This window comes from Pseudoxanthomonas taiwanensis (genome assembly GCF_010093135.1).
Lineage (GTDB): Bacteria > Pseudomonadota > Gammaproteobacteria > Xanthomonadales > Xanthomonadaceae > Pseudoxanthomonas > Pseudoxanthomonas taiwanensis.
Genome location: NZ_PDWK01000082.1, coordinates 1 through 10,572, shown reverse-complemented (window position 1 = coordinate 10,572; position 10,572 = coordinate 1). Strand labels below are relative to the sequence as shown.

Here is a 10,572-nt window from a genome sequence, read left to right as displayed (position 1 = left end):
AACCAATCTGGTCGAAGGCATCAACAACAAGATCAAGGTCATCAAGCGGGTGGCCTACGGCTACCGGGACGACGCCTACTTCTTCCTGAAGATCCGGGCGGCCTTCCCCGGACTTGGGTGAAGAACCAAAAAAATAGACGCACACTATCGGAAGCTTCACAACTAACAATTTTCATTGATTGCCCCGCCCTACTAACCTCAGCTCGACCATTCACTGTGGCTACGGAACCAGGCCCACGGCAAGGGGCCCGATTCCATCCACGCACACCGGCAAGGCACCGACGGGGCCGCGCCGTACTTCCACCCGCCGCCGGCAAACGCGGCACCTGCAGCAGAGGGGCAGTCACCATGTCGACGACCGAAACGAAGTGTCCATTCCACGCCGAAGTCGCAGGCGTCGCCGGCGGCGGCACCACCAACCGCGACTGGTGGCCCAACCAGCTCCGGCTCGACCTGCTGAGCCAGCACTCGGAGAAGTCCAATCCGCTGGGCCGTGACTTCAACTACCGCGAGGAGTTCCGGAAGCTGGACTACTACGCGCTGAAGAAGGACCTGCTGGACCTGATGACCGATTCGCAGGACTGGTGGCCGGCCGACTTCGGCAGCTACGTGGGCCTGATGATCCGCATGGCCTGGCACAGCGCCGGCACCTACCGCGTCGGTGACGGCCGTGGCGGCGGCGGCCGTGGCCAGCAGCGCTTCGCCCCGCTCAACTCCTGGCCCGACAACGTCAGCCTGGACAAGGCCCGCCGCCTGCTGTGGCCGGTCAAGCAGAAGTACGGGCAGAAGATCTCCTGGGCCGACCTGATGATCCTGGCCGGCAACGTCGCCCTGGAGCACGCCGGCTTCCGCACCTTCGGCTTCGGCGCCAGCCGCGAGGACACCTGGGAACCGGACCTGGACGTGTACTGGGGCCGCGAGCGCACCTGGCTGGGCGGCGACGAGCGCTACGCCCGCGGATCGGAGGGCGTGCCCAAGGCCGAGGGCGAGAGCGTGCTGGTGTCCGAGGACGACGCCGACGGCAAGGTCCACAACCGCAAGCTGGAGAACCCGCTGGCCGCAGTGCAGATGGGCCTGATCTACGTCAATCCGGAAGGCCCGGACGGCAACCCCGACCCGGTGCTGGCCGCGCACGACATCCGCGAGACGTTCAAGCGCATGGGCATGGACGACGAGGAGACCGTGGCCCTGATCGCCGGCGGCCACACCCTCGGCAAGACCCACGGCGCCGGCCCGGCCGACCACGTCGGCCCCGACCCGGAAGCCGCGGACCTGGAGATGCAGGGCCTGGGCTGGGCCAACAGCTTCGGCACCGGCAAGGGCGCCGACACTATCACCTCCGGCCTGGAGGTGACCTGGACCAGCACGCCGGCGCAATGGAGCAACGATTTCTTCAAGCACCTGTTCGACTTCGAGTGGGAGCTGACCAGGTCGCCGGCCGGTGCGCACCAGTGGGTGGCCAAGGACGCCGAGGCGTTCATCCCCGGCCCGACACCGGATGCCCCCAGGCGCCGCCCGTCCATGCTCACCACCGACCTGGCGCTGCGCTTCGACCCGGTCTACGGGAAGATCTCGCGCCGCTTCCGCGACGATCCGCAGGCCTTCGCCAACGCCTTCGCCCGCGCCTGGTTCAAGCTGACCCACCGCGACATGGGCCCGAAGTCGCGCTACCTCGGTCCCGAGGTGCCGGCCGAGGACCTGATCTGGCAGGACCCGCTGCCGAAGCCGGTGCACAACCCCACCGCGGCCGACATCGCCGACGCCAGGGCGAAGATCCAGGCCCTGGGTCTGCCGGTGGGCGACCTGGTGACCCTGGCCTGGGCCTCGGCCTCCACCTTCCGCGGCGGCGACAAGCGCGGCGGCGCCAACGGCGCGCGCATCCGCCTGCAGCCGCAGCGCGGCTGGCAGGTCAACCAGCGCGCGGTCAAGGCGCTGGAGGCGCTGGAGCGGCTGCAGCCTGACACCGCCCTGTCGCTGGCCGACCTGATCGTGCTGGCCGGCGGCGTGGCGATCGAGCAGGCGGCCAGGGACGCCGGCTTCTACATCGAGGTGCCGTTCGCGCCGGGCCGTGTGGACGCCCTCCAGGAGCAGACCGACGTGGAATCCTTCGGCTACCTGGAGCCGTTCGCCGACGGCTTCCGCAACTACCTCAACGCGCCTTCGGCGGTGCCAGCCGAGCACCTGCTGGTGGACAAGGCCCAGCTGCTGACCCTGACCGCGCCGGAGATGACCGTGCTCGTCGGCGGCATGCGCGCCCTGGACGCCAGCTGGGACGGCAGCCGCCACGGCGTGTTCACCGACCGCCCGGGCGTGCTGACCACCGACTACTTCGTCAACCTGCTGGACATGGCCTACGAGTGGAAGGCCACCTCGGAGGAGCGCCAGCTGTACGAGGTGCGCGAGCGCCGGGGCGGCGCGGTGAAGTGGACCGCCACGCGCGTGGACCTGGTGTTCGGCTCCAACTCGGTGCTGCGCGCCCTGTCCGAGGTCTACGCCAGCGCCGACGGCGCGGAGAAGTTCGTCCGGGACTTCGTCGCCGCCTGGACCAAGGTGATGAACCTGGACCGCTTCGACCTGCTGAAGTAGCCGCGTGGCGCGCGCCATGCGGCGCGGGGCCGTCCTCCGGGACGGCCCCGTTTTTTGTCCGGTGTTTCAGAGCACGTCGATGTCGCCCAGGGCCTGGATCAGGCGGCGGGCGCGTTTGTCCGGGCGGCGCTCGGGCGGCCTGTAGCCGGCCCGCTCGGCCGCGCGCAGCGCGCGCGCCTCCTCGCGCGCGCGCCGCGACTGCTCGCTCTCGGCGTACAGCGTCTGCGCCACCGCGGCCGGTCCGCGCTGCCCGGACAGGCCCAGCACCTGCACCTCGAAGCGCGCGCCGGCGCGGTGCACCACCAGCGCATCGCCCACGTGCACCAGGCGCGATGGCCGTGCGCGCTGGCCGTTGACCTCGACCCGGCCGTTGGTGATGGCGTCCTTGGCCAGCGCGCGTGTCTTGAAGAAGCGCGCGGCCCACAGCCACACGTCCAGGCGCACCGACCGACTTGTCAGCTCACTCATCCTGCTTGCGGAAATCAGGGCTGGGGGTGTCGCGCCGGCCCGACGACCATTCCAGCCGCTGGTACGGGTGGCAGCGCTCGTGCTGCAGGCCGGTGGCCTGGCCACGCGGCAGGCCGTCGGTGGAGGAGCCGACCTGGCAGTCGACCAGGTCCGCCGGGCGCACCCGCGCGTCGGACAGGCGCGCCGGGTCGCCGGCGCGGCGGGCCAGGCCGATGGCGATGGAGAACCCGGGGAAAGGACGCATCACAACCCCGCAACCGGCGCCCGCCAAACGCGGGCCTGGACGTACAGGGTGCCACGAACGCGGCCGCCCGCGCGAGCCGGAAACGGCAACGGCCGCCCGGAGGCGGCCGCTGCGTGGAACCGTGTACGGCAGCGGTCAGCCGGCGGCCTTCTCGGCCTTGGCTTCGGCCTTGGCCTTGGCGACGGCGGCCAGGTCTTCCTTGATGCGGGCGGCCTTGCCTTCCAGGCCACGCAGGTAGTACAGCTTGCCGGCGCGCACCTTGCCGCGGCGCTTGACCTCGATCGACACGATGGTCGGGCTGTAGGTCTGGAACACGCGCTCCACCCCGTAGCCGTGGGAGATCTTGCGCACGGTGAAGGAGGAGTTCAGGCCGGCATTCTTGGTCGCGATGACCACGCCCTCGTAGGCCTGCACGCGCTCGCGGTTGCCTTCCTTCACCTTGACGTTCACGACGACGGTGTCGCCCTGGCTGAACTTCGGCAGTTCGCGGTTGATCTGGGCGGACTCGAATTCCGCGATGATGGACTTGTTCAGCTTGCTCATGGTGACCGACTCTTCTGTTCGGGGTGGGCGTGTCGTCTCGACAACTCGGGCTGACGCAGTCGCCCCATTGCGCTGCGCGTTATCGTTGTTGTGGGACCTGTCCGGGCGGGTCGCCCGCAGGAATCCCGCATTATAGCCACCTTCGGCGGGCAAGCGCTAGCTGCCGTCCCGGCCGCGCAGGTAGGCCTCCAGCAGGGCGGCGTCCTGGCGCGACAGGTCGCGTCCGGCCAGCAGGTCCGGGCGGCGCTCCCAGGTCCGGCCCAGGGCCTGCTGCCGGCGCCAGCGGGCGATGGCGGCGTGGTTGCCCGAGCGCAGCACCTCCGGGACCGTGCCGTAGGGGTGCTCGACCGGGTGGCTGTAGTGCGGGCAGTCCAGCAGGCCGTCCTCGAAGCTGTCCTGGGCCGCGGAGGCGGCGTCGTTCAGCGCCCCGTCCTGCAGCCGCGCCACCGCGTCCACCACCACCGCCGCGGCCAGCTCGCCGCCGGAGAGCACGTAGTCGCCGATGGACAGCTCCTCGTCCACCTCGGCCTGCACCAGGCGCTCGTCCACGCCCTCGTAGCGCCCGCACAGCAGGGCCAGGCGCGGACGCGCGGCCAGCTCGCGCACCTTGCGCTGGTCCAGGCGCCGCCCCTGCGGACTGAGGTGGACCACGTGCGCCGGCTGCGGGTCGGCCCGGCGCATCGCCGCCAGGCAGCGGCGCAGCGGCTCGACCAGCATGACCATGCCGGGGCCGCCGCCGAAGGTGCGGTCGTCCACCTTGCGGTAGTTGCCCTCGGCGTAATCGCGCGGGTTCCAGGCGTGCAGCGACACCAGCCCGCGCTCGCGCGCGCGGCCGGTGACGCCGAAGCCGGCGCACCGCTCGATGAAATCGGGGAACAGGCTGACCACGTCGATGCGCATGGCGGCTCCTGCCGGACGCGCCGGCACGCTGGCGGCGACCGGCCCGCGGCCGGCGCTCAGAACCCGGGATCCCAGTCGACCGTGATGGTGCCCGAATCGAAGTCCACGGACTTCACGTAGTCGGGCTGGACGAAGGGCAGCATGCGCTCGCGCTCGCCGCGCACCACCATCACGTCGTTGGCGCCGGTGGAGAACAGATGCGAGACATGGCCCAGCTCCACACCTTCGAGCGTGACCACGCGCAGGCCTTCCAGGTCCACCCAGTAGTACTCGCCCGGGGCCGGCGGCGGCAGCGCCTCGCGCGGGACCAGGATCTCGGTGCCGCGCAGGGCCTCGGCCGCGTCACGGTCCTCGCAGCCGGGCAGCGTGGCCACCACGGTCTTGCCGATGTCGCGGCCGCGCGCGCCGCGCAGCTCGCGCTCGGCGCCGGAGGGCGCGCGCAGGATCCAGGGCTGGTAGCGGAAGATGGCCTGGCGCGGCTCGGTCCAGGACTCGAGCCTGACGTCGCCGCGCACGCCGAAGGCGCCCGTCACCCGGCCCATCAGGATCAGCTTCCGTGAGGAGGTGGGGCGCCCGGCTTCGTTCATGGAGCTTCAGGCCGCCGGCGGTGCCGGCGGCGGCAGGATCAGGCCGCGGCCTTCTGGGCCTTCAGCGCTTCCTTGTACAGGCTGCGGACCTTGTCGGTCATCTGCGCGCCGTGGCCGACCCAGTGGTCCACACGGGCGATGTCCATCACCACGCGCTGCTCCTGGCCCTGCGCGACCGGGTTGTAGTAGCCGACGCGCTCGATGTTGCGGCCATCGCGCGGGCTGCGCGAATCGGTGACGACGATGTGGTAGAACGGGCGCTTCTTGGCGCCGCCGCGGGTGAGACGGATCTTGACCATGTGTACTCTTCGTTGCCCAGTCGCCAGGATGGCGAGGTAAGCGGCAAATTGTAGGCCAGGCCCCGCTCCCGGACAAGCCGGCGCCCGCCGCCGCGGTCCCGGCCGCACCGCGGGCGGGTGCGTGCGGGTCCAGGGAACCGCTTACAGCGGTTCCCACGGCGCCCGCGCCAGCGCCCCGCGCAGCAGCGCCTGCAGCTCCGCGTCCGTCCCCCAGGCCACCGCGCCGACAGCGGCGACCGCCTGCAGGCCGGTGGCGTTGATGGCGAAGGCCCCGCGCAGGGCCGGCAGGTCCTCCAGGCGCACCGGCCGCCATCGCTGGGCCACGCCCGCGGCCTCCAGGCCGTCCTGCAGCAGGCGCTCGCCGGTGCCGCGCAGGGCCGGCGCCTGCGGCCACACCACCCCGGCGCCGTCCCAGAACCCGATGTTCCAGACCGTGCCCTCGGCCACCCGCGCCTGCGGCCCTTCCTCCAGCACGAACAGGGCGTCGTCGTAGCCGGCCAGGCGCGCCTGGCGGCGGTGGTGGAACAGCGGGAAGGTGCCCACGTGCTTCAGGTGCGGGACCGGGCGCCGGAACGGCCGCGCCTGCAGGCGCAGCGGATGCGGCGGCGGCGTGGCGGGCGCGGTGGCGGCCACCAGCACGTCCGGCCCCAGCGCGCGCAGCGGATCGCGGTGGTCGAAGCCCCGGGCGAACACCGTCACCCGCAGCGAGCAGTCGCCGCCGGCGGCCGCCGCGGCCTGGCGCATCCAGGCGCGCACCGCCTCCACGTCGAGCGTGGCGTCGAACAGTTCGACGGTGCCCCGGGCCAGGCGCCGCAGGTGCAGCGCCAGCCCCTGCGCGGCGCCGCCGCGCACCTGCAGCGAGGTGAAGTGGCCGTAGTTGGCCTGCGCCAGCGCGCCCAGCGCCGCAGCCCCGGCCTCCTCGCCGTTGAGCAGCAGCGGGGCGTTCATGGCGCCATCGCGGTCAGCGGAACGGCATGCGGCCCATGCCGCCCATCATGCCCTGCAGGCCGCGCATCATGCCCTTCAGGCCGCCGCGGCCCAGCTTGCCCATCATCTTCTCCATCTGCTGGTACTGCTTCAGCAGGCGGTTGACGTCGGCCGGCGTGGTGCCGGAGCCGCGGGCGATGCGGGCGCGGCGCGAGCCGTTGAGCAGGTCCGGGTTGCGCCGTTCCCTGGGCGTCATCGAGTTGATGATGGCGATCATGCGCGGCACCTCGCGGCTCTGCGCCACCTGCTGCTTGAGGTGGTCGGGCACCTGGCCCAGGCCCGGCAGCTTGTCGATCAGGCCGGCGATGCCGCCCATCTTCTCCATCTGCTCGAGCTGGTCGCGCATGTCGTTCAGGTCGAACTTCTTGCCCTTGGCGACCTTGGCGGCGAGCCTGGCCGCCTTCTCCTGGTCGACGTTCTGCTCGACCTGCTCCACCAGCGAGAGCACGTCGCCCATGTCGAGGATGCGCGCGGCGGCGCGGTCGGGATGGAACACGTCCAGCCCGTCCAGCTTCTCGCCGGTGCCGGTGAACTTGATCGGCTTGCCGGTGATGTAGCGCACCGAGAGCGCGGCGCCGCCGCGGGCGTCGCCGTCGGTCTTGGTCAGCACCACGCCGGTCAGCGGCAGCGCCTCGGCGAAGGCCCTGGCGGTGTTGGCCGCGTCCTGGCCGGTCATGGCGTCGACCACGAACAGGGTCTCCACCGGGTTGACCGCGGCGTGCAGGGCCTTGATCTCGGCCATCATCGCCTCGTCCACCGCCAGGCGGCCGGCGGTGTCCACGATCAGCACGTCGGCGAAGGACTTGCGCGCGTCGTCGATGGCCGCGCGCACGATGTCCACCGGCTGCTGCCCGGCCGCGGACGGGAAGAACAGCACGCCGGTCTGCTCGGCCAGGGTCTTCAGCTGCTCGATGGCGGCCGGGCGGTACACGTCGGCGCTGACCACCATCACCTTCTTCTTGCGCTTTTCCTTCAGGTGCCTGGCCAGCTTGCCCACGGTGGTGGTCTTGCCCGCGCCCTGCAGGCCGGCCATCAGGATCACCGCCGGGGCCGGCACGTTGAGGTTCAGGTCGGCCGCCTGCGAGCCCATCACCGCGGTGAGCTCGTCGCGCACCACCTTGATCAGGGCCTGGCCCGGGGTCAGGGACTTGAGCACCTCCTGGCCGACGGCACGCACCTTGATGCGCTGGATCAGGGCCTGCACCACCGGCAGGGCCACGTCCGCCTCCAGCAGCGCGATGCGCACCTCGCGCACGGCCTCGCTGATGTTGGACTCGGTCAGGCGACCGCGTCCGCGCAGGCGCTCGATGGTGCCGGACAGGCGCTGGGTCAGGGATTCGAACATCGGGGAGGCCGGATTGGGAAAACGGCCGGCGATTATAGCCGGCACCCGGCGCAGCGCCGGCCGGCGGTTCAGCCAGGCGCCGCCTCCACCAGCCGCTCCAGGTCGGCGGCGAAGCGCGTCAGCAGCCGCACCAGCTCCTCCACGTCCCGCTCCGGCCAGTCGCGGAACACCTCGCGCGCCAGCCGTGCGCGGACCTGGTCCAGGCGCTCGGTCATGGCCTTGCCCCTGGGCGCGATCACCGCCTCGCGGATACGCCGGTCCTGCGGGTTGCCGCGGCGGGTGATCAGCTCCATCGCCTCCAGCCGGGCCACCTGGCGGCTGACGGTGGTGTAGTCGCGGCCCACCCGGTCGGCCAGCTCCACCACCCCGATCGGCCCGACCCGCTCGATCATCACCAGCAGCCGGAACAGGGCCTGGTCCAGGCGCACCCCGGCCGCGGCGATCAGCCGCTGGTCGTTGCGCGGACGGTTCATGACGCTCACCAGGGTGATCAGTGCCCCGTGCAGCGCCCGCATCCGTTCGTGAATATGTGTATCTTGCACATTGCCCGTCGGCGCCATTAGCGTGCCCTCAATATGTGCATTTTGCACATTCTGGAGGACGACGATGGAAACGCGCAACGAAACCGACGTGCTGGTCTGTGGCGCCGGCGCCACCGGCCTGGTCCTGGCCATTGAACTGGCCCGCCGCGGGGTCCGGTTCCAGCTGGTCGAGGTGCGGGAGCGGCCGTTCCACGGCTCCCGCGGCAAGGGCCTGCAGCCGCGCAGCCTGAAGATCTCGCCATGCTGGGCGTGCTCGACCGCCTGGGGGCCGCCGGCGGCCCGTACCCGCCACTGCGCCGCTACCACCCGGACGGCCGCCATGCCGAGGTGGCGGTGGCCGAGTCCGGTCCGCCCATGCCGGCCGAGCCCCACCCGCTGCCGCTGATGGTGGCGCAAGCCACCACCGAGGCGATCCTGCGCGAGCGCCTGCTGGAGCTGGGCCACCGCCCCCGGTTCGGCCACGCCCTGGTCGGCCTGGCCCAGGACGCGGACGGCGTGACCGCGCGCATCGCCGGTCCGGAGGGCGTGCGGACCGTACGCGCCCGCTACCTGGTGGGCGCCGACGGCAGCCGCAGCTTCGTGCGCCGGGCGCTGGGCATCGGCTTTCCCGGTCGCACCCTGGGCCAGCGCGCGCTGGTCGCGGACATCGTCCTGGAGGGGCTGGGACGCGAGGCCTGGCACCAGTTCGGCGAGGGCGGCGAGCGGCTCGCCATGCTGTGCCCGCTGATGGGCACCGACCTGTTCCAGCTGCAGGCGGCGGTGCCGCCGGACGGCGAGGTCGGGCTGGCGGCCGCCACGCTGGAGGCACTGGTGCGCGAGCGCAGCGGCCTGCCCGGGCTGCGCGTGCGCGCGGTGCACTGGGCCTCGGTCTACACGATGAACGCGCGCCTGGCCGAGCGCTACCGGGACGGGCGGGTGTTCCTGGCCGGCGATGCCGCGCACGTGCACCCGCCCACCGGCGGCCAGGGCCTGAACACCAGCGTGCAGGACACATGCCTGGAACCTGGGCTGGAAGCTCGCCGCGGTGCTGGCCGGGGCACCGGACGCCCTGCTGGACACCTACGAGGCCGAGCGCCGGCCGGTCGCCGCCGGGATGCTGGAGATGTCCACCCGCCTGCTCGGCCAGGCCCGCCGGGGCGAGCTGCGCCGCGACCGCGAGACCCGCCAGCTGGACGTGGGCTACCGCGGCGGGCCGCTGGCCCCGGCCGCCACCTGCCCGGCCGCGGTCCAGCCCGGCGACCGCGCCCCGGACGCGCGCCTGCTGGGCGCGGCCGGACAGTCGCGGCGCGTGTTCGAGCTGCTGGCCGGCCCGCACTGGACCCTGCTGGCCACCGGCACGCCGGTGCCGGCCCGGCCCGGCCTGCGCGTGCACCGGATCGGGCCGAAGGCCGAGCTGCGCGACGTGCACGGCGACTTCGCCGCCGCCTGGGGCCTGCCACCGGGCGGCTGGGCCCTGGTCCGGCCGGATGGCTACCTCGCCCGGATCGGCACGGAGGACGACCTGCCCGAGCTGGAGGGCTGGCTGCAGCCTCTGCTGCCCGCCCCGGCAACAACTTGAGCACCCAATATTTGCATTGGCAAACATCGGGCGGTACCCTGCCGCCCCATGTCCAACTCCCCCATCTGCACCGGCGCGTCGCTGGGCCTGCTCGTGCGGCAGGTCCGCGACGCCATGCGCGCCCGCTGGGAACGGGAGCTGGCCCGCGCCGGCCACGACCTCAACTTCAGCCAGTTCCTGACCATCAAGAAGCTGGCCGACGGCGTGGCCAACGTCACCGAGCTGGCGCGCCTGGCCGAGCTCAGTCCGGGGGCCATGACGCGCCTGCTGGACAAGCTGGAGGCGCGCGGCCTGATCGTGCGCGTGGCCGACGCCGACGACCGGCGCGTGCTGAACATCCGGCTGACCCCGGCCGGGCAGCAGATCGCCCGCGACATCGCCCAGTGCGGCGAGCGGGTGCGCGATGCCGCCCTGGCGGGCCTGGACGAAGCGCAGCGCGCGCAGTTCATGCGCCTGCTGGCGCAGGTGCGCGACAACCTGTCCAAACCCGACCCCTAGAACGATGCCTTCCCT

13 protein-coding genes and 1 pseudogene are annotated in these 10,572 nt (G+C 72.2%); 5 read left to right on the top strand and 9 right to left on the bottom strand.

What is annotated here, in order from left to right:
- Both CR938_RS12680 and katG read left to right on the top strand, forming a co-directional pair.
- On the top strand, positions 1–121 hold a 121-nt coding region (locus CR938_RS12680; RefSeq protein WP_149860985.1), incomplete at its 5' end, for a transposase.
- 227 nt (positions 122–348) lie between these two features.
- A complete protein-coding gene (gene katG, locus CR938_RS12675; RefSeq protein ID WP_162125361.1) occupies positions 349–2,586 on the top strand; it encodes a catalase/peroxidase HPI in 2,238 nt (745 codons plus the stop codon).
- 66 nt (positions 2,587–2,652) lie between these two features.
- Here katG and CR938_RS12670 read toward each other — a convergent pair whose 3' ends face one another.
- The 9 genes from CR938_RS12670 to CR938_RS12630 all read right to left on the bottom strand — a co-directional run bounded on the left by CR938_RS12670 (position 2,653) and on the right by CR938_RS12630 (position 8,432).
- The gene (locus tag CR938_RS12670; RefSeq protein ID WP_162125360.1) at positions 2,653–3,054 is read right to left on the bottom strand and encodes an RNA-binding S4 domain-containing protein; all 402 of its coding nucleotides are present in this window, start codon (positions 3,052–3,054) and stop codon (positions 2,653–2,655) included.
- Complete coding sequence (locus tag CR938_RS12665; RefSeq protein WP_162125359.1) at positions 3,047–3,298, bottom strand: hypothetical protein; 252 nt, start codon at positions 3,296–3,298, stop codon at positions 3,047–3,049. The genes CR938_RS12670 and CR938_RS12665 overlap by 8 nt, the downstream gene beginning before the upstream one ends.
- A 135-nt stretch (positions 3,299–3,433) precedes the next feature.
- Positions 3,434–3,841 carry a 50S ribosomal protein L19 gene (gene rplS / locus CR938_RS12660; RefSeq protein WP_162125358.1) on the bottom strand — a complete coding sequence of 136 codons (408 nt, stop codon included), beginning with the start codon at positions 3,839–3,841 and terminating at the stop codon, positions 3,434–3,436.
- A 156-nt stretch (positions 3,842–3,997) separates the two neighbouring features.
- Positions 3,998–4,741, bottom strand: a complete 744-nt coding sequence (gene trmD / locus CR938_RS12655) for a tRNA (guanosine(37)-N1)-methyltransferase TrmD (protein ID WP_162125357.1) — start codon at positions 4,739–4,741, stop codon at positions 3,998–4,000.
- 56 nt (positions 4,742–4,797) lie between these two features.
- The gene (gene rimM, locus CR938_RS12650; protein ID WP_162125356.1) at positions 4,798–5,328 is read right to left on the bottom strand and encodes a ribosome maturation factor RimM; all 531 of its coding nucleotides are present in this window, start codon (positions 5,326–5,328) and stop codon (positions 4,798–4,800) included.
- A 38-nt stretch (positions 5,329–5,366) separates the two neighbouring features.
- The gene (gene rpsP / locus CR938_RS12645; RefSeq protein ID WP_162125355.1) at positions 5,367–5,627 is read right to left on the bottom strand and encodes a 30S ribosomal protein S16; all 261 of its coding nucleotides are present in this window, start codon (positions 5,625–5,627) and stop codon (positions 5,367–5,369) included.
- A 141-nt stretch (positions 5,628–5,768) separates the two neighbouring features.
- Positions 5,769–6,575, bottom strand: coding sequence for an aminotransferase class IV (locus CR938_RS12640; RefSeq protein ID WP_162125354.1), 807 nt, complete (start codon positions 6,573–6,575; stop codon positions 5,769–5,771).
- 13 nt (positions 6,576–6,588) lie between these two features.
- On the bottom strand, positions 6,589–7,959 hold the full coding sequence (gene ffh / locus CR938_RS12635) for a signal recognition particle protein (RefSeq protein ID WP_162125353.1): 1,371 nt from the start codon (positions 7,957–7,959) through the stop codon (positions 6,589–6,591).
- Positions 7,960–8,027: 68 nt separating this feature from the next.
- Positions 8,028–8,432 (bottom strand): MarR family winged helix-turn-helix transcriptional regulator, encoded by a 405-nt coding sequence (locus CR938_RS12630; RefSeq protein WP_281350281.1) that lies wholly within the window; start codon positions 8,430–8,432, stop codon positions 8,028–8,030.
- Positions 8,433–8,741: 309 nt separating this feature from the next.
- On the opposite strand from CR938_RS12630, the pseudogene CR938_RS14815 reads away from it, so the two are divergent.
- The 3 genes and pseudogenes from CR938_RS14815 to CR938_RS12620 all read left to right on the top strand — a co-directional run.
- Positions 8,742–9,434 (top strand): annotated as a pseudogene (locus CR938_RS14815) (FAD-dependent monooxygenase); the annotation flags it as partial.
- 70 nt (positions 9,435–9,504) lie between these two features.
- On the top strand, positions 9,505–10,059 hold the full coding sequence (locus CR938_RS14455; protein ID WP_281350280.1) for an aromatic-ring hydroxylase C-terminal domain-containing protein: 555 nt from the start codon (positions 9,505–9,507) through the stop codon (positions 10,057–10,059).
- Positions 10,060–10,107: 48 nt separating this feature from the next.
- Positions 10,108–10,557, top strand: a complete 450-nt coding sequence (locus CR938_RS12620) for a MarR family winged helix-turn-helix transcriptional regulator (protein ID WP_162125351.1) — start codon at positions 10,108–10,110, stop codon at positions 10,555–10,557.
- Positions 10,558–10,572: the final 15 nt, after the last annotated feature.

What these genes read in the sequence shown, in the direction of transcription:
- katG (WP_162125361.1), top strand. Translation starts at nt 349, where the DNA reads ATGTCGACGACCGAAACGAAGTGTCCATTCCACGCCGAAGTCGCAGGC.
- CR938_RS12670 (WP_162125360.1), bottom strand. Translation starts at nt 3,054, where the DNA reads ATGAGTGAGCTGACAAGTCGGTCGGTGCGCCTGGACGTGTGGCTGTGG.
- CR938_RS12665 (WP_162125359.1), bottom strand. Translation starts at nt 3,298, where the DNA reads ATGCGTCCTTTCCCCGGGTTCTCCATCGCCATCGGCCTGGCCCGCCGC.
- rplS (WP_162125358.1), bottom strand. Translation starts at nt 3,841, where the DNA reads ATGAGCAAGCTGAACAAGTCCATCATCGCGGAATTCGAGTCCGCCCAG.
- trmD (WP_162125357.1), bottom strand. Translation starts at nt 4,741, where the DNA reads ATGCGCATCGACGTGGTCAGCCTGTTCCCCGATTTCATCGAGCGGTGC.
- rimM (WP_162125356.1), bottom strand. Translation starts at nt 5,328, where the DNA reads ATGAACGAAGCCGGGCGCCCCACCTCCTCACGGAAGCTGATCCTGATG.
- rpsP (WP_162125355.1), bottom strand. Translation starts at nt 5,627, where the DNA reads ATGGTCAAGATCCGTCTCACCCGCGGCGGCGCCAAGAAGCGCCCGTTC.
- CR938_RS12640 (WP_162125354.1), bottom strand. Translation starts at nt 6,575, where the DNA reads ATGAACGCCCCGCTGCTGCTCAACGGCGAGGAGGCCGGGGCTGCGGCG.
- ffh (WP_162125353.1), bottom strand. Translation starts at nt 7,959, where the DNA reads ATGTTCGAATCCCTGACCCAGCGCCTGTCCGGCACCATCGAGCGCCTG.
- CR938_RS12630 (WP_281350281.1), bottom strand. Translation starts at nt 8,432, where the DNA reads ATGAACCGTCCGCGCAACGACCAGCGGCTGATCGCCGCGGCCGGGGTG.
- CR938_RS12620 (WP_162125351.1), top strand. Translation starts at nt 10,108, where the DNA reads ATGTCCAACTCCCCCATCTGCACCGGCGCGTCGCTGGGCCTGCTCGTG.